The 20033-nt window shown below is 62.4% G+C and carries 22 protein-coding genes; 13 read left to right on the top strand and 9 right to left on the bottom strand.

Going from position 1 to position 20033, the window contains the following annotated elements; translation table 11 throughout:
* Positions 1–84: 84 nt before the first annotated feature.
* Positions 85–729 carry an HD domain-containing protein gene (locus tag GH665_RS31815; RefSeq protein WP_153142394.1) on the bottom strand — a complete coding sequence of 215 codons (645 nt, stop codon included), beginning with the start codon at positions 727–729 and terminating at the stop codon, positions 85–87.
* A gap of 183 nt (positions 730–912) precedes the next feature.
* Between GH665_RS31815 and GH665_RS31810 the strand changes: the two genes are divergently transcribed.
* Entirely contained in the window at positions 913–1287 is a 375-nt protein-coding gene (locus GH665_RS31810) for a hypothetical protein (RefSeq protein WP_153141102.1), read from the top strand.
* A gap of 25 nt (positions 1288–1312) precedes the next feature.
* Here the strand turns inward: GH665_RS31810 and GH665_RS31805 are convergent, their stop codons facing one another.
* Positions 1313–2065 (bottom strand): GntR family transcriptional regulator, encoded by a 753-nt coding sequence (locus GH665_RS31805; RefSeq protein WP_246216427.1) that lies wholly within the window; start codon positions 2063–2065, stop codon positions 1313–1315.
* On the opposite strand from GH665_RS31805, the gene GH665_RS31800 reads away from it, so the two are divergent.
* Positions 2064–2540 carry an OsmC family protein gene (locus tag GH665_RS31800; RefSeq protein ID WP_153141101.1) on the top strand — a complete coding sequence of 159 codons (477 nt, stop codon included), beginning with the start codon at positions 2064–2066 and terminating at the stop codon, positions 2538–2540. The genes GH665_RS31805 and GH665_RS31800 overlap by 2 nt on opposite strands.
* Before the next feature lie 242 nt (positions 2541–2782).
* Here GH665_RS31800 and GH665_RS31795 read toward each other — a convergent pair whose 3' ends face one another.
* Complete coding sequence (locus GH665_RS31795) at positions 2783–3016, bottom strand: hypothetical protein (protein WP_074287882.1); 234 nt, start codon at positions 3014–3016, stop codon at positions 2783–2785.
* A gap of 65 nt (positions 3017–3081) precedes the next feature.
* Positions 3082–3549 carry an Lrp/AsnC family transcriptional regulator gene (locus GH665_RS31790; protein WP_025647722.1) on the bottom strand — a complete coding sequence of 156 codons (468 nt, stop codon included), beginning with the start codon at positions 3547–3549 and terminating at the stop codon, positions 3082–3084.
* Between the two features lie 154 nt (positions 3550–3703).
* Here GH665_RS31790 and GH665_RS31785 point away from each other — a divergent pair, with 154 nt between their 5' ends.
* Both GH665_RS31785 and GH665_RS31780 read left to right on the top strand, forming a co-directional pair.
* Positions 3704–4333 (top strand): LysE family translocator, encoded by a 630-nt coding sequence (locus GH665_RS31785; protein WP_153141100.1) that lies wholly within the window; start codon positions 3704–3706, stop codon positions 4331–4333.
* 208 nt (positions 4334–4541) lie between these two features.
* Complete coding sequence (locus GH665_RS31780; protein WP_091802314.1) at positions 4542–4862, top strand: YnfA family protein; 321 nt, start codon at positions 4542–4544, stop codon at positions 4860–4862.
* 107 nt (positions 4863–4969) lie between these two features.
* Here GH665_RS31780 and GH665_RS31775 read toward each other — a convergent pair whose 3' ends face one another.
* On the bottom strand, positions 4970–5479 hold the full coding sequence (locus tag GH665_RS31775) for a DUF1993 domain-containing protein (protein ID WP_153141099.1): 510 nt from the start codon (positions 5477–5479) through the stop codon (positions 4970–4972).
* A 305-nt stretch (positions 5480–5784) separates the two neighbouring features.
* Between GH665_RS31775 and GH665_RS31770 the strand changes: the two genes are divergently transcribed.
* From GH665_RS31770 to GH665_RS31750, 6 genes are all read left to right on the top strand, one after another.
* A complete protein-coding gene (locus GH665_RS31770; RefSeq protein WP_153141098.1) occupies positions 5785–7341 on the top strand; it encodes a S53 family peptidase in 1557 nt (518 codons plus the stop codon).
* A 267-nt stretch (positions 7342–7608) separates the two neighbouring features.
* The gene (locus GH665_RS31765) at positions 7609–9267 is read left to right on the top strand and encodes a S10 family peptidase (protein WP_153141097.1); all 1659 of its coding nucleotides are present in this window, start codon (positions 7609–7611) and stop codon (positions 9265–9267) included.
* A gap of 261 nt (positions 9268–9528) precedes the next feature.
* Positions 9529–10182 (top strand): hypothetical protein, encoded by a 654-nt coding sequence (locus GH665_RS31760; protein ID WP_153141096.1) that lies wholly within the window; start codon positions 9529–9531, stop codon positions 10180–10182.
* 118 nt (positions 10183–10300) lie between these two features.
* Positions 10301–10651 (top strand): hypothetical protein, encoded by a 351-nt coding sequence (locus tag GH665_RS31755; RefSeq protein WP_153141095.1) that lies wholly within the window; start codon positions 10301–10303, stop codon positions 10649–10651.
* A gap of 277 nt (positions 10652–10928) precedes the next feature.
* Positions 10929–11075, top strand: a complete 147-nt coding sequence (locus tag GH665_RS38840; RefSeq protein WP_167346800.1) for a hypothetical protein — start codon at positions 10929–10931, stop codon at positions 11073–11075.
* A 5-nt stretch (positions 11076–11080) separates the two neighbouring features.
* On the top strand, positions 11081–11350 hold the full coding sequence (locus tag GH665_RS31750) for a hypothetical protein (protein WP_025647699.1): 270 nt from the start codon (positions 11081–11083) through the stop codon (positions 11348–11350).
* A 123-nt stretch (positions 11351–11473) separates the two neighbouring features.
* On the opposite strand, the gene nadE is transcribed toward GH665_RS31750, so the two are convergent.
* Positions 11474–12334: an ammonia-dependent NAD(+) synthetase gene (nadE, locus tag GH665_RS31745; protein ID WP_153141094.1), complete on the bottom strand. Its 861-nt coding sequence runs from the start codon at positions 12332–12334 to the stop codon at positions 11474–11476.
* A 414-nt stretch (positions 12335–12748) separates the two neighbouring features.
* On the opposite strand from nadE, the gene GH665_RS31740 reads away from it, so the two are divergent.
* Positions 12749–13765, top strand: a complete 1017-nt coding sequence (locus tag GH665_RS31740; RefSeq protein WP_425496059.1) for a L,D-transpeptidase — start codon at positions 12749–12751, stop codon at positions 13763–13765.
* A 24-nt stretch (positions 13766–13789) separates the two neighbouring features.
* Here GH665_RS31740 and GH665_RS31735 read toward each other — a convergent pair whose 3' ends face one another.
* Both GH665_RS31735 and GH665_RS31730 read right to left on the bottom strand, forming a co-directional pair.
* On the bottom strand, positions 13790–14662 hold the full coding sequence (locus GH665_RS31735; protein ID WP_153141092.1) for a DMT family transporter: 873 nt from the start codon (positions 14660–14662) through the stop codon (positions 13790–13792).
* Between the two features lie 146 nt (positions 14663–14808).
* A complete protein-coding gene (locus tag GH665_RS31730; protein WP_153141091.1) occupies positions 14809–16368 on the bottom strand; it encodes an ABC1 kinase family protein in 1560 nt (519 codons plus the stop codon).
* A gap of 176 nt (positions 16369–16544) precedes the next feature.
* Between GH665_RS31730 and GH665_RS31725 the strand changes: the two genes are divergently transcribed.
* Entirely contained in the window at positions 16545–17300 is a 756-nt protein-coding gene (locus tag GH665_RS31725) for a DeoR/GlpR family DNA-binding transcription regulator (RefSeq protein ID WP_153141090.1), read from the top strand.
* A gap of 87 nt (positions 17301–17387) precedes the next feature.
* Here GH665_RS31725 and GH665_RS31720 read toward each other — a convergent pair whose 3' ends face one another.
* Positions 17388–18497, bottom strand: coding sequence for a 2-aminoethylphosphonate--pyruvate transaminase (locus GH665_RS31720; protein WP_153142392.1), 1110 nt, complete (start codon positions 18495–18497; stop codon positions 17388–17390).
* 368 nt (positions 18498–18865) lie between these two features.
* Here GH665_RS31720 and phnS point away from each other — a divergent pair, with 368 nt between their 5' ends.
* Complete coding sequence (phnS, locus tag GH665_RS31715) at positions 18866–19957, top strand: 2-aminoethylphosphonate ABC transporter substrate-binding protein (RefSeq protein ID WP_153141089.1); 1092 nt, start codon at positions 18866–18868, stop codon at positions 19955–19957.
* Positions 19958–20033: the final 76 nt, after the last annotated feature.

Here is a 20033-nt window from a genome sequence, read left to right as displayed (position 1 = left end):
AGCGGTGTACGCCGATCGCATGCTGCTTTGTAAGCATTTGTACAGCTTGCCGACTTGCCGACTTGCCGACGAAAGCGGGCGTGCTCAGATCTCGTCGGTAAATTCGTCGAGGAAACGCTGCAGACGATCGTGGCGAATTCTGGCCAGACGCGCGCCGGTCGGCGTCTGGAAACCGGATGCCAGTTTCAGCAGCTTTGTGTGGAAATGGTCGAGCGTGTACGCCGTGTCGTCCAAAGGACGCGCTGTCGCGTGTGGGTCGGCGGGGTCGTACAACGCACGGCCCATCCGGCCGGCCACGTAAAAGCAACGCGCGACACCTAGCATGCCGATCGCGTCGAGCCGGTCGGCGTCCTGCAGCGTTTTTGCTTCCAGCGTGGTCGGTGCGATGCCGGCCGAAAAACTATGCGCTTCGACCGCGTGCGCCGCGGCCTGAACTTTCGCTTCCGGCCAGCCGAGCGATGCAAGAACGCGCGCGGCCTTTTCTGCTGACAGACGCGAAGCCTGCGCGCGCAGCGGCGAATTCTTTTCTACCGAGACGCAGTCATGCAGCAGTGTCGACGCGAACAGCACCTGTGCATCGCCACCTTCTTCCGCCTGGATGGTGGCCGCGTTTTTCCAGACGCGCTGCAGGTGCGAGGTGTCATGCGAGCCGTCGCCGTTATCGTCGTACGCGTGGGGCAACAGGATCGCGGCCAGTTCCTGAAAGGGGGCGAAGGCGCGTTGGGTCATCATGGTGTCGGGTGAGAAAACAGGGCCGTGGATTATCGCCGATCGTCCGTCAATTCTTAAGTTTCAGTAATGAACAAACGTCGCCGGCGGCCGGTCTTACTATTTGACCTGGCTTCTTCACGAGCGTCGTTGGCGAGTGGGAGGCGTTCGGTGGGGTAATTCAATGGCAGCACGGAGTGGGCTATGAAAATCGCGACAAAGGGTGTTTTAACGTCGGTGTTGATGCTGGGGCTGATGAGTGTAGCCTGTGCCCAGTCGGCAAACCTCGGCGTCAACGGGGCTAATGGGGCCAACGGGTTGAATGGAGCGGGCGGTTTGCAGGCCGGTGGGGCCAATGGTGCGGGGCAGGCCATGAGTCCGGGGACGGGCGTAGCAAGTCCGAGCCCGACGCCGGGACTGGGTACGGCGGGCAGTCCGCCGGCAATCGGTGGAACCGGCGGAACCGGCAGCGTGGGGTCGGGTCCCGTGCTCAACAACATGCGGGCGAACGGCACCAGCCTGAACATGAGCCCGAATCCCCGGGCGCCGAATGTGACGGGAAGAGCGTTCGGACAGTAGCCCTCACTCAACCGTCACTCAACCATCATTCAGCCGTAACCAGTTGCAGAACGATACGCTTTGCCGAAGCGAGATGTTCCACAGTCATCGATCGCGCGAGGCGTGCGTTACCGGCCTCGCATGCTTCGAGAATCTTGAGATGCTCGTCCTGGAAGGCAGCGGTATCGGCGAGCAAGGTGCTTTGCAGGCGTTCGTAACGCTCAACCTGGGCGCGCAACTCGCGGATCGCTTTCAACTGCCTCCCGTTGGCGCACGGGCGGTATAGCAGTTCATGAAACTCGCGATTCAGTTCACCCTGTTTTTGGGCGGTGTCGGCGTCTCCCAGAAGCCGATGAACGAGTTCGGCGCGCGATAGCGTCTCACTGTCCATACGTTTGACCGCGTGGAAGATGGCGTCTCCTTCAAGCAACATGCGCAGGCCGTAGATCTCGTCCAGGTCTGACTGGGTCAGGGTTCGCACAACGGCGCCGCGATTGCGCATGAGCTCGATCAGCCCCTCGCCTTCGAGCTTTTGTATGGCCTCTCGCATCGGCACCCGGCTCACTCCGAATCGATCGGCGAGCTCGCGCTCGACCAGCCGCGCGCCATCCTCCAGTTCGCCGGCTGCGATCAGTTCGCGCAGTGAGACGGCGATGGCGTCGGCCGTCGAATCCAGTTTGTGATCCATGTGCGTTGAGCCCTTGTCATTTGGAATAATGGTATACCAAATGCGCAGTGCACATATAGAATGTGTGTGTTGCGAATTCAGTTTCGGGTCAACAGCAAAGGAGAGCGGCATGGCGCACGGCGAGCACAAATACGCGGTATCGGTGCAATGGACCGGTAACCGCGGCAGCGGCACTGCGGGATATCGTGAGTATGGTCGGGATCACATCATTGCCTCGGGGAACAAGCCCGACATTCCTGGATCATCAGACCCGGCGTTTCTTGGCGACGCGAAGCGATGGAATCCGGAAGATCTGCTGGTCGCCTCGGCGTCCGCCTGTCACAAGCTCTGGTATCTGCATCTTTGCTCAGATGCGGGCGTTGTTGTTCTGAGTTATCGCGACAATGCCGAAGGCACGATGCTCGACAGTCCGGAGCAGGGGCGTTTTTCGCAGATCGTTTTACGTCCGCAGGTTGTGATTCAGGCCGGTGGCGATCTCGAACTGGCGAAGCATTTGCATCACGTGGCGCATGGGAAATGCTATATCGCGAACTCGGTCAACTTTCCGATTGTGTGCGAGCCGGAAATTTCAACGGACGGGGCGTGACAGATGCGTGGGCGTGGGCGTGACCGCCGGGATCGGATAGCGCGATTGCAACGCATTTGATCAGACTGGGGAGGGCGGTCCGGCTTTGCTGGATTCTCGTATCCCGGACGTCAATACGCAACTAACGGTCAAGCCCGCCTCGCGACTCCAGATAACGCGATGGCCGTCCCAATGCAAACTGAAAACGGCCATCGCCCGCGTATTAAGCCGCAGCTACGCAGTGAACAGACCGGCTATGCCACTCAACGATTGCCGTCAAGCAGATCGCCGAGCAATTCGTCGAATGCGGCTTGGGCGTCTTCTAGTTCCTGCAGCGCGGCGTCGAAGGTTTGCAGCGCAAACTGCGAAGGCTGGCCGCTGCCGGCCGGCGGGAATTGCGATTGCAGCGACGCGAACGCCGCCTGCACCCGTTTGGTTGCGGTCAACACACGCTCCATCGCGGCGGTTTCTTCGGCTCTCGCCTTTTCGTGATCCATGAGAACTCCGTGCTCGTCTGGTCGGCTCGCGCCGTATCAAATGGGTGACTATGCCACGTCCGCGTTCAGGACAGCGGCAAGCCGCCGTTAGCCTTGATTTCCCGTAGCGACAAGGCCGATTCCACCGACGTCACGCCCGGCAGGCTACGCATCTCGTCGCGCATGAACGTGCCGTAGTCGTCGAGATCGCGCGCGACCACCTGCAGGATGTAGTCGGCGCTGCCCGACACGTTGTGGCACGCCAGAATCCGCGGAATGGCCTGCACCTCGCGCTCGAAACGGGTTGCCACCGCGCGGTCGTGCACGGCGAAACGCACGTAGACGAACGCGACCACACCGAGGCCGAGGGCGGCGCGCGACAGCATCGCGCGGTACTGGTCGATATAACCGTCGTTTTCGAGGCGCTTGAGGCGCCGCGCGCAGGGTGTCTCACTCAGGCCGACCGTCTCGGCCAGCCGTGCATTCGACATGCGGCCGTCGTTCTGCAGCGCGGCGAGGATCGCGCGGTCTGTCTTGTCGAGCTCAGTTGTCATGGCTTCAAGGCGTTTCCTATGCGTTAGCGGAAAACTGGGTTTGGGGGAGAGATATTAGCGCATTCCTCCAAAATTTAATCCCATGTCTCTGTATTTCGCCAGCAAACCCTCCGCCGGTAATAGCAAGATAGAGCCCTTAAAACAAGAGGTTTCTATGATTTCCGCACACCTTCTGATCGTCTATATCGCTGCGTTGGCCGTGGTCTACGCGATTCCCGGACCTGACATGGCGCTGATTCTGCAAACCAGTATCGGACGGGGCGCGCGCACTGGGTTCGCGGCGGCCGGCGGCCTGGGTGTGGCGCGGGCAACGCATGTCACGCTGTCGGCATGCGGGGTGGCGGCACTGTTGCGCAGCGCGCCCTGGCTGTATGACGTGGTGCGCTACGGCGGCGCGCTTTATCTCGCGTGGGTCGGTGTCCAGATCTTCCGCTCGCCCGTATTCGCGTTGCCTGAAGGCGGTGTGGCGGGTGGCGAGTCGCAGCCGTTGCGGGCCGCTTTCGTAAAGGGCCTGCTGACCAATCTGCTGAACCCGAAAGCGCTGCTGTTCTGCTCGGTGCTCCTGCCGCAGTTCGTGCGTCCTGAGGCCGGACCGGTTGCGCTGCAGATGGTTGAGCTGGGTTTGGTGCTGCTCGCGATCGGTGTATGTTTCGATGCCATCTATGCGATCGGCGCGGCGCGCATCGCCAACTGGATGCGGGCTCATCCTCTCGCGCAGACACTGCAGCGTTGGACTTTCTCAGCGGCGTTGATCGGCTTTGCGTTGCGGCTCTCGCTGGACTGATTGGCTGCCGGATTTGCCGATGCCAACGTAGATGCCGATACAGGGTGGCGCGATATTTATGACCGATAGCGAATAGGGGTCTGCGGCGCGGGGCGTTGCACGCGTCATGCCCGCGCGCAAAAATGGTTGTGTTAATAAAGTCCATAAAAGCCGATAAACTGCCGCGCATCGTCTCGCGGCAACACAACCATTCGCTTCTACCTGTTCGATGAAAACTTTTCTGCTTTATGCCGTGACCGCCGTTGCCGAAATCGTTGGATGCTATTTGCCGTGGCGTTGGCTGAAGGAGGGGGGCTCCATCTGGCTGCTGGTTCCCGGCGCGCTTAGCCTCGCCCTGTTCGCCTGGCTGCTGACGCTGCACGGCACCGCCGCAGGCCGTGTGTATGCGGCTTACGGCGGTGTGTACGTGGCGGTGGCGATTGCGTGGCTATGGTGCGTCGACAAAGTGCGCCCCACGCTGTGGGACGCGGCCGGCGTGGCATTCACACTGGCCGGCATGGCGATCATCGCATTCCAGCCGCGCGTTTGACTCGGTTCCTGCGGCGCTCACACGTGGGTCTTGTTTAGCCGACGTGTGACCGCGCACTACCTGTCTGGAAGTCGCGCGGCGTTCACCCAATGGCCGACCCGCCTGTGTTACCTGATGCCGCCCAGATAGTCGAGCTTGCCAAGTTCGACACCGTTGTGACGCAGAATGTCGTACGCCGTCGTGACGTGAAAAAAGAAATTCGGCAACACGAAACCGAGCAGATATGACAAGCCCGTGAACTCGATCGGGCCATTACGCATTTTCAGCGTGACCGGACGTTCTTCCGACCCGTCGATCTGTTGGGCATTGAATTCCTTCAGATAATCAATCGTCTTTTGAAGGCGGGCATCGAGTTCGTCGAAAGTCTGCTCGACGTCGTCGTACTTCGGCGCTTCGACGCCGGCCAGACGCGCGGCGCAACCCTTCGCCGTGTCGCTCACGATATAGACCTGGCGCACCAGCGGCAGCATGTCCGGTGCGAGCCGGGCGCTCAGGAACACAGACGGGTCGATCTGTTTCTCGGCAGCGTGCGCCTCGGCCTTGCCGAGGATGACTTGCAGGTTGGTCATGCCGCGTACCAGCACGGGCAATGAGGCTTGATACATCGAAATTGACATGGGTTCCTCTGATTCTTTGATCGTGCGCGCGCGTGACGTGCGAGGCGTTGCGACGGCTGGATTGCCGCTTCAGCATCATAGCGCGGGTGCTGCACGATGCGCATTGATCCAACCCGGCGTTAGCCATTCGGACAACTGCCACGGATGCCGGAACTGTGTTCGAATGCATAGGTCGGACGGTTTGGCGAAGTCCTTGAAACAGCGATCCGCTGCCGGTCGCCAGGCGGTGGATTCGTGCAGACGCGTGCCGTGCATGGGGGCCGCCTTGTGGCCCACGCCGTCACGCTAACAGGAGAATCGACACCATGGTCAATAGACAACCGCTGCCGGGAAGCGAGCGAACGGCAGTGCAAGGTTCGACGGTCGTTGGGCAATGCAATCCGGCTGAACGGATCGAAGTTTTCGTGATACTGCGCCGTCAGCGGCAGGCGCAGTTCGACGCCCTGATGAGCAGGATCGAAGCGGGCGACCCAGGCGTCAAGCCGCTGTCGCGTGAGGCGTTTGCAAAAGAATATGGCGCCGCGCCGGACGACATCGCCAAGGTCAAAGCCTTTGCCGTCGCACACGGCTTGACGGTGGTGCGGGAAGACCCGGCGGCGCGCCAGGTGTTGCTGAGCGGCACGATCGCTCAGTTCCAGACCGCGTTCGGCGTCAAGCTGGAACATTACGAGCATCATACGGCGGGCCAGTTCCGCGGCCGCACCGGCACGATCAGCGTGCCGGACGATCTGCACGGCATCGTGCAAGCCGTGCTCGGGCTCGACAACCGGCCTCAGGCCCGGCCGCACTTTCGCATCCGGCCGCCGTTTCAACCGGCTAAAGGGCATCAGGTTTCCTTTACGCCGCCGCAGCTCGCCTCGCTGTATCAGTTTCCGCAGGGCGACGGCAGCGGCGAATGCGTCGGCATTATCGAACTCGGCGGCGGGTACAGCACATCCGACCTCAAGAGTTACTTTGCCAGCCTTGGCGTGGCTTCACCGAAGGTGACATCGGTCGGTGTCGATGAGGGGAGCAATCAGCCGAGTGGCGACCCGAACGGACCCGACGGCGAAGTCACGCTCGACGTCGAAATCGTCGGAGCGATCGTGCCGGACGCCACGATCGCGGTCTATTTCACGCAGAACAGCGACGCCGGTTTCATCGACGCGGTGAGTACCGCGGTGCACGACGCCACCAACAAACCCACGGTCATCTCGATCAGTTGGGGCGGCCCGGAGTCGAGCTGGACCAGCCAGTCTTTGCAGGCATTCAACAACCTGCTGCAAACGGCGGCGGCCTTGGGTGTGACCGTTTGCGCGGCGTCGGGCGATAGCGGCTCGAGCGACGGTGCGGGTGGCGATCAGGTCGACTTTCCGGCCTCGAGCCCTTACGTGCTGGCATGCGGCGGCACGAGCCTGACCGCGTCGGGCACCGCGATTACGCATGAGGTGGTGTGGAACGACGGCGCGCAAGGCGGCGCGAGCGGCGGCGGCGTGAGCCGAGCGTTTCCGGTCCCCGTGTGGCAACAGGGCTTGTCGGCCACTTCATCGCGCGGCGCCAAAACGGCGCTGAGCGGGCGGGGCGTGCCTGACGTGGCCGGCGATGCATCGCCCGTCACCGGCTATAGCGTGCTGATCGACGGCACGCAGACGGTGGTCGGCGGCACCAGCGCGGTTGCACCGCTGTGGGCGGCGTTGATTGCGCGGATCAATGCGGCGAAAGGGCAGCCAGCGGGTTTCGTCAACCCGAAGTTGTACAAGGCGCCGGGTGCGCTCAACGACATTACTCAGGGCAACAACGGCAGCTTCGCCGCGTCGCCGGGCTGGGATGCGTGCACGGGACTTGGCAGCCCCAATGGTCAGAAGGTGGCGGCCGCACTATAGTCTGAAGACTCGCGGATTGTTGCGGGTGGCGCCCGGCGGATTATCGGCCCGGGTGCTCACCGGTTATCCGCGTCGGTCCCACGGTGCGCCGCGGTCAGGCCGCTGGCAGTACGGTGCACGAATTGAGGAGACGCTGGCAACGCTGGATACAGCAGGGACATCAGGGCAACCAGGACGCATCAGGAAACACAGAGACATCGAGACAATTCAAGACGCATCGAGACATATCAAGACAGATCAAGAGGTTAACGAACCCATGGAGCGATCATGACGAACACCGAGTCAGCTTCCGTTAGTCCGCAGTCGTCACACAGCACACATGCTTCGCCCGCAACGGCCACCGGCGCGTCGCACAAAACAGCCGATCAGCCGTTCTTCGATCCGGTTGCTTATGGCAACGGGCCGGACGATTCGGTCACCGATACCACTGAAACCGCCGCGATTACGCATCATTCGACTACGATCGGTGGCCAGAAGATCAACTACACGGCGACGGTGGGTCACCTCGTGATTGTCGACCCGAGCAGCTCGCAGCCCGAAGCCAAAATGTTCTACGTCGCGTTCACGCAGGACAACCAGAAGGAAGAGACCCGCCCGGTGACTTTCTTCTACAACGGCGGCCCGGGTTCGTCTTCGGTGTTCGTGCTGCTTGGCTCATTCGCGCCGCGCCGCATCAAGACCTCGATGCCGGGCTTTACGCCGCCCGCGCCGTATTCGATGGAAGACAACCCGGACAGTCTGCTCGACAAGAGCGACCTCGTGTTCATCAATCCGGTCGGCACGGGCTACTCGGCGGCCATCGCGCCGAAGACGAACCGGGCCTTCTGGGGTGTCGACCAGGACGCGGACTCGATCAAACAGTTCATCAAACGCTTTCTCACCAAGAACAATCGCTGGAATTCGCCGAAGTATCTGTATGGCGAGTCCTACGGCACGGCGCGCAGTTGCGTGCTGGCGTACCGGTTGCATGAAGACGGTGTCGATCTGAACGGCGTCACGCTGCAATCGTCGATTCTCGATTACACGCAATCCGGCAACCCGGTCGGCGCATTGCCCACGGCCTCTGCGGACGCGTGGTATCACAAGAAACTCGGCATCGCGCCGCGGCCGACCGACCTCGGCACGTTTGCCGAAGAAGTCGCGCAATTCGCACGCACCGACTATCTGGCAGCATTGCGCAAATTCCCGACTACGGATTCCGCAACGGTTGAAAAACTCAGCGAATACACCGGTATCGATAAAACTACGCTGCTCGCCTGGAGCCTCGATATCTCGTCGTACGACAGTCGCGGCAATTCGCTGTTTTTGACCACCTTGCTGAAAGCGCAAGGTCTCGCGCTCGGCGAATATGATGGCCGCGTGACGGCGATCAATACCGGCATCGCCGGCAAGATCGACCCGAACTCGGGCGGCAACGATCCGACCATGACGGCGGTGACCGGCGTCTACACGACGATGTGGAACGTGTATCTCAACGAGCAGTTGAAGTACACGTCGAATTCGGCGTTCACGGACCTCAACGATCAGGCGTTCCAGTATTGGGACTTCAGCCATATCGATCCGACCGGCGCACAGAAGGGGCTCGATGCGAAGGGCAATGTGATTCTGTACACCGCCGGCGATCTGGCCGCCGTAATGGCGCTCAACCCCGATCTGAAGGTGCTGTCGGCGAACGGTTTCTTCGACTACGTCACGCCGTTCTATCAGACCGTGATCGATCTGCAGCAAATGCCGCTGGTCAGCCAGCAGGTACGGCAGAATCTGTCGGCGCGTTTTTATCCGTCGGGGCATATGGTCTATCTCGACGGCGGGTCGCGTACCGCGCTCAAAGCGGATCTCGCCAAAATGTATGACGCAACCGTGTCCAATACGCAGGCGCTCGGGCGGATCCGCGCCTTGCAGGCTCGGGTGGCTAGACCCGGTTGACGTAGCTTGCCGCCAGCGCCGTGTGTGAGCGGTGTGCAGGCAGAGGGAGGCGTTGTATTCGCTTTGTGATTCGGCGTTGTCTTGCAGTGTGTATCAACGTGTATTCGCGCACGGCAAGACAGCGTCGGCAGACGGTTGCGAACGCAACGGGACGCCTCTTTACCCTATTGCGCCTGTGCGCCTTTTCACACCCGAATATTGAATGTGTTTTAATTAGCCTGCGAATTGAACTATTGCGCGCCGCTCCCGGCGCGCCGACGAATGAACGCAGGCATTGCAGACAGGCGTTGCATCACTCATTACAGCGACGCAACCAGCAGGACATATCAGGCGACTCTGTCGACGCTCACGCGCCGGTGTGGCGCCGCGCGTCCCGCCCGCAAGGTGCGTTTTGCGATTCTGTTCGGCTGTGCCGCCGTCCTCGCACTGCGCGCTAGTCAGGTATGGGCTCAGGACGCGGGAATGCTCGACGAGCGCGTCACGCAGGAGTCAGTCGGCGAAACGATTTGCCGACCTGGCTACGCCGACATGGTCGCTCCGCCGTTCGCCGATTTGATGGCTCATAAGGACCGCATGCTTGCCGCGCGCGGCATCGAGGCTGACAACGGCCCAGCCTTTGCGCTCGACAGGCGCGTGCCGGTTGTGCTTGGCGGCTCGCCGAACGCACCCGCCAATCTCGATCTCCTGCCGTGGGCAGGCCCGCAGGGCGAGCGTCGCAAGGCGCGCGCCGCAGTCATGCTCAAACGTTGTGTTTGCGAAGGGAAGCTGAGTCTCGCGGAGGCGCAAGCGGCGATTGTCGGTAACTGGTCGGTGATCTACTCGGGCTTCAGCCAGACGTCTTGCGACGTGAGCCGTCTCGACGTCGCGACCGGCGACAGCAATGGCCGGAGCGAAGGTCGCGACAGCGCGCCATGAGGTTGTCTGCCTCCGCGAGCTCCGATCTGATTGTTCATTCCGTTCATTCCGTTCATTCAGGCGTATTCAGTCGTGCCATCAGCCGCGCGCTGCCCCAACTTATTCTCGGAGAATCACCATGACCTACTCACGCCTTACCGCACTGGCGCTTGCTTTCGGCTGTCTGTCCGGCAGCGCCGCGGCGTTCGCTGCAGAACCCGCGCACTGCGGCAAAGCTGAGTCACTGCAGATTCGCGGCGATGTACCCGCGGCCATCAGTTTCGACGTGTACCGGCAACTGCGGCCGTTGAACGCGCAGCGCGTCGCGCTGTTCCAGGCGGCGGGCGAGGTGAAGCACCTGCCGGACGGCCTGGCGGTGTGTGAAATCGCCGACGATGGCGTTGACGATCCTTCCGCCGTGCTGGTTCACGTGCCGCAGGGCAAGAATGCATGGTGGGTGAGTGCGGCCAACGTGCAAGCGGCGGACTGATCTCGACGACCAGCCCGCCCTTTGCACACGTCCCCCGCAGGATGCCGGCGGCGATGCGTGTCGCGGCCCGGTTTTTGCGTCCAGTGTCCGCGACTGGCGCTTGTCGGGCTTGCACCACTGAATGAACATGTGTTTTGCTACTTTTATCTCTGCTTATTCAGGTACAGTGCATTAACGGAAGTTTTAAAGTCCGTTTTTTACGACATCGTGTCGCATCGCTTTTGTTGTCGATTGTGGCTATCCTGAAAACAGGACGAAATTCGAAGGGGAGATTTAAATGATTGCCTTCTATCTGTCATTGGCTGCTTTGGCTGCGGCCGGCGCTGCATTGATCCGCCAACTCGCGGCGGCTCAGGCGAAACAGCGCGCGGCGCTGCGTCCGGTGCGGGTGCATGCCGCGGATCGTAACGCGCGTCGAGGGTAGGCGGCATGAACCTGATCGTGCGCAATATCGCGGAATCGTGTAGCGCGCAGGAAGTGCAGGAATTCCTCAAACGTGAACTCGGGCATTACGCGAAAAGCGTCGAGGTGGTCGACGCCGGCAAACCCGGCGCCTACGCCACTGTCGAGCTGGACGCGAACGTGCCGTATGTGGGCGATGTAATCGCACGGCAGATTCACGGCAAGCATCTGGGTGGCCTCGCACTCGAGGCGAGTGCGGATCTGTTCAGCGACGACACGTCGCCGCCCGCTCACTGAACCTGTCGCAACTGCGCCGCGGTTACCGAACGCTTCGAACGCTCCAAGTGAAGAGAATGCGCTGCATCTGGCGCATTTTTAACGCGCATCCTCGCCGCATAGCCGGTTTTTACATCACTTCTGTCATTCTCCGCCTGTCTTCACCGGCCAATCGAACGGCGTGTAGGGCAATGCCCGCTTGTGCCGCGTGACATCGTAGAAACGCAGGATCGTCTCGCGCGCGGCGGCGCTCACCGGTTTGCCTTCCAGAAAGTCGTCGATATCGTCGTACGGGATGCCATATGCGTCCTCGTCCGGCCGCAGTGGGCGCAACATTTCGAGGTCGGCGGTCGGCACCTTGTGCGCGAGCGCTTCCGGCGCACCCAACGCTTTGGAGAGTGCCCGCACCCGGCGCTTGTTCAGACCGGTGAGCGGCAACACGTCGGCGCCGCCGTCACCGAACTTCGTGAAAAATCCCATCACCGACTCAGCCGCGTGATCCGTGCCGATCACCACGCCGGCGCGCGCGCCGGCCACCGCATATTGCGCGATCATTCGCTGCCGCGCCTTGATATTGCCGTGGATAAAATCCTGTTGAGCGTCGTCGTTGAATCGCAGGCCGCTGTTATCCAGCGCGGCGAGCATTGCGTCGGCGGCGGGTTTGATATCGATGGTGAGATTTTCATCCGCGCGAATGAAACTCAAGGCCTGCTGCGCGTCGGCCTCGTCTTTCTGCACGCCGTACGGCAAACGGATCGCGATGAAGCGCGCGTCATAATGCTCGGCCCGCAGCCGTTCGACCGCGAGTTGTGCAAGCCGCCCGGAGGTTGTCGAATCGACGCCGCCGCTAATGCCGAGCACGTAGGTTTTCAGGCCGCTGGTGCGTAAATAGTTCGCCAGAAAGGCGACCCGGCGCTCGATTTCCTGTGCGGCGTCGAACTCGGCAGCAACGTGCATTTCCGCTGCGATGCTCGCCTGGCGTGCGCCTGAATCTTGTTGCGTCATATTTCTCTTTCCTCTGTATCCGGTAGCGCGAGTGTCGACGATGAACGCTCGCGCGGATTGCACAAGTAATCACCCGCGCACGGCACGGCGGTGCGGGTATGGTGTGACAAATCGGTCTCGCGGTTATATCGCGAATATCGGCGTTAAATTTACATTACGCAGCTTTTAAACCGCTACGCGAATTGCTAAATATTGACGGTCAATACAATGATATTGATGAATCGGCCGATTCTTCATCGACAGGTGCCGGTGTGCTTAGTAACATCCTGGTTCCGAGCGCCGCATGAGCTGGCGAGCAGTCAATAATAATCAGGTTTGCTCAAATACGCGATGAACTACCCCAATCGGCCTGGCCAGTCTGCAACGGACCGTAGCACTTCCGCATCGGCAGATCGTCTAACCCTAATGGTGTGTATGTCGGATTTACTCTCTGTGCCGCGTTTCGCGCGCGCAGTTCTTTCAGTGCGCTATTTGACACGCACGTTGGGCGCCGCTTTTTGCGCGCTGTCATGCAGCGTCGCTCTTGCGGCGTCGGGTACGGCCTCAACTGCCGCTTCAGGCGCTGCATCCGCCCGGGCACCGGCATCCATGGCGGCGAAGCGCCCGGCGCCCGCTGTTGACGCGTCGGCCGTTGCCGCGCCCGACGCGGGCGGCGTGGTTGATCCGCGTCGGGCGTTGTTGCTACGGGATGTATTCGCGCAAGACGTAACACGCCGGTTGAAAGTGCCGGCTGCTGAGCAGCGCGCCTACGCCGAGCGCCTGCAAACGGCATTGAACGAGCACATGCTCGGCAATCTGTCGGGTGAGTATGTCGTGATGGTGGACCGCAACGCCAACCTTCAGGCGCTCTTCATCTATTTCCGGTCCACCCCGGCGGATAGCTGGCAGATGATCGGTGCGTCGCCGGTTTCAACGGGCCGGCCGGGCGAGTACGACCACTTCATCACGCCGCTCGGCGTGTTCGAACATACGCCGTCCAACATGGATTTCCGCTCGGAAGGCACGTTGAACGAGAACCATATCCGCGGCTACGGCAAGCGCGACATGCGGATCTTCGACCTGGGTTGGGCCCAGGGCGAGCGGGGCTGGGGCAAGGGCGGCATGTCGCAGATGCGTTTCCAGATGCACGCCACCGACCCGGACCGGCTCGAGCCGCTACTCGGTATTCGCCATTCGAAGGGCTGCGTGAGGATTCCCGCGTCGCTCAATGCCTTTATCGACCACTACGGCATTCTCGACGCCGAATATGCCGCGCTCGTCGAGTCCGGCAAATCGCTGTGGGTGTTGAAGAGCGACCGCCAGGTGACGCCATGGGCGGGGCGCTACATCGTCGTGGTGGATTCGGAGCGCAAGAGCCGTCCGGGCTGGGCCCCGGCGCCGGGCAGCAAGGTGCGCGCAAAAGTGCCGGCTGGCGCCGACACGGCGGATTGATCCGCCGGCGCGCCGCTCAAACCTTCACGAACGCGCCAGCAGCACGCCCACCAACGCCACCCCGAATCCGGCGATCTGCACCGGTAGCAGTGTTTCGCCGAAGCCGACATACCCTTCGAGCGCGGCGAGTGGCGGGGCGAGAAACATCAGGGCGGTGGCGCGCGCCGCGTCGCCGCGCCTGACCATCCACACCAGCAAGGTGACGCTGATCCCTGACAGCATCACGATGCCCCACGCAAGCGACCCCCACAAAGTAGCCGATGCAATCCAGCGATGCTCGCCGAGCGCCAGCGCAAGAATCGCCGCGACCACCGCCGCGCCGAAATTCTGCACGGCACTCGCACTGCGGATGTCGGCTTTCGCCAGCGAAGTCTTCTGAAACAACGTGCCCGCTGTAATTGCGCCGATTGCGACGATCGAGATGAGCACGACCAGCCAGGGCGGCGCGTCGCCATGCGGGGTGGCCGGCGCAGCCGCGGCGAGTTTCGGTTCGAGGACCAGCACGACGCCGACGAGTCCCAGCGCCATGCCGGCCCAGCCGCGCCGCGACAGGCGCTCGCCAAACAGTGGCGCTGCCACGGCAGCCGTTGCGAGCGGTTGCAGTGCGCCGAGCAGGGCCATCACACCGGCGCTCAAGCCCTGCGCGACGGCCCAGTAACCCGCGCCGAGGTAGACACCTTGCAGCAGCGCGCCCGCAAGCAGATGCTTGCCGAGATCGCGTCCAGTCGGCCACGCGGCGCGTGCGGCGAACGCGGCAAGCGCGAATATCAGCGCGGTGCCGCCAAAGCGCGCAAGCAGGAACAGGTTGGGATCGGCATAGGGGGTGATCGCCCGGGCGACCACGAAACCGGTCGACCACAACACGACGAATAAGGCGGCGATTGAGGAAACGAGCATCGGAGAGAGGTGACGCTAAAAGCTGTCATCTTGCCGCGCCACGCCAGGCGCGTCTTGTTCGAAGCTGCAATCACGGGCGTAGGCTTAGTGGCGGATTGCCCCCATGCGCTGGCACGTCCACCGCCACCGCCGCCGCCGCCGCAATATCACCACATCAACAAGACGGTCCCCGCGCCGAGCAAGCCGCCGCAGACCGCGCATGCCCATAGCAGCAGACGCGTACGCCGATATTCGCGGCCGATGTCCTGCAACAGTTGGGCATTTTGCTGCGGAGTGCGGGCGCGATCGTGTTCATGCTGCAGGTAGCGCACGGCCAGTTGCGGCAAGCGTGGCAGCATATGGGCCAGATGCGGTAATTCGCGCGAGATGCGTTTGATCCAGCCGCGGTGGTCCATGTCGCGACGGGCAATCTCCGTCAGCACACCGCGCGCGACATTCCACGTATCGACGCCCGGATGCAGCGCGCGCGCCAGCATCTCCGCCTGCTGGAACGAGCGCTGTGCGGTGGCAAGCCGGCCGGACACGGCACCGTCGAACGGCTGCACCGCGTGCAGCAAATGATGAAGCAGCGAACCCGCCGACCGGTCTTCCGGCTCGGCGGCGAAGTGCGCTTCAGCTCGTGTGCGCAACTCGGCTTCGAGCATTTCGGCGCGCGTGTCGTGCGGTACGTGCCCGGCTTCCCGATGCAACTCGGCAAGCCGGCCGTAGTCCTGGTTGAAGAGCGCGGTCGCGCCGTGCACGAAGAATTCGCGCTCGCCGGTCGACAGACTCGACATGATCGAAAACTCCGCGAGCACGAGACGTCCGAGTGTGTCCGCTTCGATGCTCACACGCACCCGCCGTGCATCGAGCGTGGCATGAAAGAAGCCGTGCTCGAACGCCTGTTCAGTCACCACCTCGACGATATGGGCGGCCAGCGGCGCGAGCTTGATGTGATGCGCGTGCAGGCCGGGCAGGTCGCTGGCGGCCAAGGTGCTGACGCGCTGCATGGTCAGCGTGTGATTGGTGCACAGGTCCCAGATCACGGTCGGCACGACGATGCGCCTGTCGCCGTCGAAGTGATGACCCGTCTGGCTCAGATTGGCGGCTTCGGCGCGCAGATCGAAGCGGCGCTGGATGTCGTCGGTGAAGGTTTGCGCCAGCGCACGCAGTTGCAGGCGGCGGGCCGAACCGGACAGCTTCTCCAGCCAGCGCGCAACCCAGCGCAGCAGCGCGAGTTCGTCGCCGATCTGTTGTAACTGATCGGCGCGCACCAGCTTGATGGCCACCTCGCTATGGCCGTTGACCGGCACGAGGAGCCGCGCGAAGTGGGTCTGTTCGGCAAAGCCGCTGCGTACCGGCACCAGATCGACCGCGCTGAAGAGGGTGGCGAGCGGCCGGCCGAATGCGCGCGCCAGCGCTCGTTCGGATTCGTCGGGCGGCAGCGGAGCTTCGAGATGATCGATCGCGTCGATGGCGTCGTGCAGCGAGCCGGTGGCGAGTTCGGGCCGCTCAGCGAGAGTCTGCGCGAAGCGGCTGGCGAGCGGCCCGAGCGCCGGCAGCACGCCGTGCAGGCGTTCGCCGCCGCCGCCGGACGCATGCACGCGGCCGACCAGCTCGATCATCCAGTGCAGTTTGTGCCCGGCCGGCGCGGCAAGCCAGATCAGGCGCGCGCCGTAACGCAGCGCGTGGAACAACAGCAGTAAGCGGCGAAACAGTGGCGGCATCGGTCGTTCGGTTGACAGACTACTATGCGGCACCGACAGGTGTCGGCGCGCGGCGAGACCAGTCAGGTTAGCAGGTAAGCGCGCTAGGGGGAGCATCCCCGCGCCGCGCGTAATACAATACGGCGGCCTTCCACCCGTGGCGAAACCCAAGCGTGCCGGCTTCCGGCCCTCAATAGATGCTCGCAGAACAACGTCACCAATACATCCTGGCGCAAGTCGCCAAAACAGGCGCGCTCTCGGTTGCTGAACTGGTGCGCGAACTGAACGTGTCGCGCGAGACGATCCGCCGCGATCTGAATGCACTGGCCGGACGCGGTCTGCTCGTCACGACCCACGGTGGCGCGCTGTCGAGCGACCGGCGCGAGCCCGACCTCGATACGCGCGAAGCCGCCAATGCCGGCGCCAAGCGGGCGATCGGCGAGCGCGCGGCCGAGTTCGTGCCGGACGGCGCCTCGCTGATCATCGATTCGGGCAGTACCACGCAGGCGGTGGCGCGAGCCTTGCTCGACCGGCATCGCCTGTCGGTCTATACGAACGACTGGCGTATCGCGCTGCTGCTCGGCCGTCGCAACGACAACCGCATCACGCTGCTCGGCGGCGAACTGTCGGAGATCGAAGACGCCACCTTCGGCCTCGACACGGTCCACCAGTTGACGCAGTACCACGCCGACTTCGCCTTTATCGGCGCGGGCGGCATTTCGCCGGACGGCTACCTGACCGACTACAGCCGCATGGCCGCCGAAGTGCGCAGCCGCATGATTGCCGCTGCCGATACGGTGGTGGTTGTCGCCGATCACTCGAAGTTCGGGCGCGTGACGCCGGTGCGCATCAACGGCATCGAATCGGCGCGTTATCTGGTCACCGAACTGGCGCCGGAGAAGGCGCTTGGCAAGGCGATCACCGCCCATGGGCCGGAAATCCTGATCGCCTGAGCCGCCTGATCGCGGGCACGCTGAGGGCATGAGAGCGAAAGCCTCATGCGCGCGTGTCAGCCATCAGGCGCTGCATGGCATTCCACGTCACTTCACGCGAATCCCAAGCCGTTTCAGCGTACGGTCGATCGCCGCCACTGCGTTATGCAGTTCATTCGCATCGATCGCGCCGATGCAACCCACGCGGAACGTTTCCACTTGCGTGAGTTTGCCCGGATACAGCACGTAGCCGGCCTCGCGTACCGCAGCGTAAAAGTCCGGAAAGTTCCACGCGGGGTCGCGCGGCGCGTGAAACGTGACGATCACCGGCGCCTGCACCTCGGGCTTCAGAAACGGCTCGAAGCCGAGCGCTTTCATGTCGCTCACCAGTGCAGCGCAGTTCTGCTGGTAGCGCGCACCGCGCGCCGCTTGTCCGCCTTGCGCGACGAACTGGTCGAGTGCCTCACGCAGAGCCGCGACCACGTGAGTGGGCGGCGTGAAGCGCCACTGCGTGGTCTTCTCCATATAGACGTATTGATCGTGCAAATCCAGAGCGAGCGACGGCGAGCGCCCCTCGCTCTGCTCCAGTACGCTGCGCCGCACAATCACGAAACCCATCCCCGGTACGCCTTCCAGACATTTGCCGCTTGCCGAAATCAGCGCGTCGATGCCGCCGCGCCGCAAATCGATCGGCAACGCGCCGAACGAACTCATGGCGTCGACGATCAGGCTTTTGCCGTGCCGCTGACACACCGCGGCGATATCGTCGAGTGGATTGAGCAAGCCGGTGCTCGTTTCCAGATGGACCTGCGCGACGTGACTGATACGCGAATTGCGATTGAAGGCGTCTTCGATGGCGGCCGCGCTGACCGGCTCGTCCTCGCGCAGCGCCAGTTCGACATAGGCAATTCCCATACGCTGCAATATCCGGATCAGACGGGCACAATACGCGCCGTTGTTCGGAACCAGCACGCAGCCTTGACGCGGCACCAGAGTGCCGAGCGCCGCTTCGACCGCGAAGGTGCCGCTGCCTTGAAGCGGCACGCAGACATAGTCGTTTTCGCCTCGCGCGATCGTCACGAGCTCGGCGCACACGCTGTGAGTCATGCGGTTGAACGCGGCGTCCCACGAACCCCAGTCGCGCAGCATGGCCTCGCGGGTTTGCGGCGAGGTGCAGAGTGGCCCCGGGGTCAGCAGGATTGGGTCGTTTCCAGGAATCACACAAGCCTCCGTCAGCAGATGGATATCCGTCGCCCGGACCGGGTGACGAAAAAAGATTGACTTGGATATTATTGGCGAATTGTGTCAATTTTTGGAATTCGACAGAATGGTCATGGCGTTGTCATGGAAACCTGCAATCCTTGCCGTGCCCGTTCAGGCATGGCAGGCAGCGCGAGTGTCGTAGGTGAGCTGTAAGTCAGGCTGGAGAAGAAGCAGCAAAGTTGTCAGCAATCTGCAATTTGTACGAAACTGCATGACAACTGGCTGCGGGCAACACGCAAGCGGCACGGCGCTAACGCCGTTCAATCACAACAGGTATCGGGTTATCCCGACCGTCTGGTTTTTTGCCTTTCGGAGAGAGCGACATGACAAAGACGAATTCCCTTCACGCCACGGCTGGCCTCGCACGCAAACTGTTGCCGGCGCTGATCGCCGCGGCAGCATTCGGCGGCATGGCGATGCAGGCTCACGCGGCGGACGCCGTGGTGCTGTACACCGCCGACGGCCTCGAAAACCTCTATAAGGATGTGCTGCCGGCCTTCGAAAAGAAGGAAGGTGTGAAGGTCAACATCGTCACGGCAGGCAGCGGTGAAGTGGTGAACCGCGCCACCATCGAGAAGGATCAGCCGAAGGCCGACGTGCTCGTCACGTTGCCGCCGTTCATCCAGCAAGCCGACCAGTCCGGCCTGCTGCAGGCTTATCAGAGCGCCAACTACAAGAACGTGCCGGCGATCGCCAAGGCGCCGAACGGTGCATGGGCGACCTTCGTGAACAACTATTTCTCGTTCGCGATCAACCCGGACGTCACGAAGAACCAGCCGAAGACGTTCGCCGACCTGCTGCACCCGGATTACACCGGCAAGATCGCCTACTCGAACCCGGCCACGGCTGGCGACGGTATGGCCGTGATCATCCTGACCACGTCGCTGATGGGTGAAGACAAGGCGTTCGATTATCTGAAGAAGCTCGAAGAGAGCGCCAAGTTCCACACCAAGGGCACTGGCTACCTCGACGTGCTGCTCTCGCGTAACGAAATCGCTTTCGCCAACGGCGACCTGCAGATGGATCTGGACGATGCAGCCAATGGCGGTCTGTCGCTCAAGCCGATCTTCCTCGCGGCCAGCGCCGGCGGCAAGCCGACCACCTTCCAGCTGCCGTACGCGATCGGCCTGATCAAGAACGGCCCGAATCAGGCGGCCGGCAAGAAGCTGATCGACTACCTGATGTCGACCGACGTGCAAGCCAAGGTGCCGGACATCTTCGGTATCCCGGGCCGCACCGACGTGCCGCTCGCCGGCAAGAACGGCGAAGCCGTCAAGCAGGCGATCGCGGGCGTGCAGCTGATCCCGGTGGACTGGACCCAGGTAATGGCGAAGAAGGCTGACTGGACGGCACGCTGGAAGAGCGACGTGATCGGCTCGTCGGGCAAGCAACTCGAAGTCGTCAAGCCGAAGTAAGCAGGACAAGTTCGTTGTTGAATCAGGCGGCGTTTCCCGCATGCGTGCGGGGCGCCGTATCAGCATTAATCCAGTT

This window comes from Paraburkholderia agricolaris, assembly GCF_009455635.1.
GTDB classification, from domain to species: domain Bacteria; phylum Pseudomonadota; class Gammaproteobacteria; order Burkholderiales; family Burkholderiaceae; genus Paraburkholderia; species Paraburkholderia agricolaris.
The sequence above is the reverse complement of the archived record's forward strand: the minus strand, read 5'-3'. Positions and strand labels throughout refer to the sequence as shown.

What these genes read in the sequence shown, in the direction of transcription:
- GH665_RS38840 (WP_167346800.1), top strand. Translation starts at nt 10,929, where the DNA reads ATGATTGCCTTCTATCTGTCATTGGCTGCTTTGGCTGCGGCCGGCGCT.
- GH665_RS31810 (WP_153141102.1), top strand. Translation starts at nt 913, where the DNA reads ATGAAAATCGCGACAAAGGGTGTTTTAACGTCGGTGTTGATGCTGGGG.
- GH665_RS31755 (WP_153141095.1), top strand. Translation starts at nt 10,301, where the DNA reads ATGACCTACTCACGCCTTACCGCACTGGCGCTTGCTTTCGGCTGTCTG.
- GH665_RS31780 (WP_091802314.1), top strand. Translation starts at nt 4,542, where the DNA reads ATGAAAACTTTTCTGCTTTATGCCGTGACCGCCGTTGCCGAAATCGTT.
- GH665_RS31795 (WP_074287882.1), bottom strand. Translation starts at nt 3,016, where the DNA reads ATGGATCACGAAAAGGCGAGAGCCGAAGAAACCGCCGCGATGGAGCGT.
- nadE (WP_153141094.1), bottom strand. Translation starts at nt 12,334, where the DNA reads ATGACGCAACAAGATTCAGGCGCACGCCAGGCGAGCATCGCAGCGGAA.
- GH665_RS31815 (WP_153142394.1), bottom strand. Translation starts at nt 729, where the DNA reads ATGACCCAACGCGCCTTCGCCCCCTTTCAGGAACTGGCCGCGATCCTG.
- GH665_RS31785 (WP_153141100.1), top strand. Translation starts at nt 3,704, where the DNA reads ATGATTTCCGCACACCTTCTGATCGTCTATATCGCTGCGTTGGCCGTG.
- GH665_RS31730 (WP_153141091.1), bottom strand. Translation starts at nt 16,368, where the DNA reads ATGCCGCCACTGTTTCGCCGCTTACTGCTGTTGTTCCACGCGCTGCGT.
- GH665_RS31740 (WP_425496059.1), top strand. Translation starts at nt 12,749, where the DNA reads ATGTCGGATTTACTCTCTGTGCCGCGTTTCGCGCGCGCAGTTCTTTCA.
- GH665_RS31765 (WP_153141097.1), top strand. Translation starts at nt 7,609, where the DNA reads ATGACGAACACCGAGTCAGCTTCCGTTAGTCCGCAGTCGTCACACAGC.
- phnS (WP_153141089.1), top strand. Translation starts at nt 18,866, where the DNA reads ATGACAAAGACGAATTCCCTTCACGCCACGGCTGGCCTCGCACGCAAA.
- GH665_RS31735 (WP_153141092.1), bottom strand. Translation starts at nt 14,662, where the DNA reads ATGCTCGTTTCCTCAATCGCCGCCTTATTCGTCGTGTTGTGGTCGACC.
- GH665_RS31790 (WP_025647722.1), bottom strand. Translation starts at nt 3,549, where the DNA reads ATGACAACTGAGCTCGACAAGACAGACCGCGCGATCCTCGCCGCGCTG.
- GH665_RS31775 (WP_153141099.1), bottom strand. Translation starts at nt 5,479, where the DNA reads ATGTCAATTTCGATGTATCAAGCCTCATTGCCCGTGCTGGTACGCGGC.
- GH665_RS31800 (WP_153141101.1), top strand. Translation starts at nt 2,064, where the DNA reads ATGGCGCACGGCGAGCACAAATACGCGGTATCGGTGCAATGGACCGGT.
- GH665_RS31750 (WP_025647699.1), top strand. Translation starts at nt 11,081, where the DNA reads ATGAACCTGATCGTGCGCAATATCGCGGAATCGTGTAGCGCGCAGGAA.
- GH665_RS31725 (WP_153141090.1), top strand. Translation starts at nt 16,545, where the DNA reads ATGCTCGCAGAACAACGTCACCAATACATCCTGGCGCAAGTCGCCAAA.
- GH665_RS31770 (WP_153141098.1), top strand. Translation starts at nt 5,785, where the DNA reads ATGGTCAATAGACAACCGCTGCCGGGAAGCGAGCGAACGGCAGTGCAA.
- GH665_RS31760 (WP_153141096.1), top strand. Translation starts at nt 9,529, where the DNA reads ATGAACGCAGGCATTGCAGACAGGCGTTGCATCACTCATTACAGCGAC.
- GH665_RS31805 (WP_246216427.1), bottom strand. Translation starts at nt 2,065, where the DNA reads ATGCCGCTCTCCTTTGCTGTTGACCCGAAACTGAATTCGCAACACACA.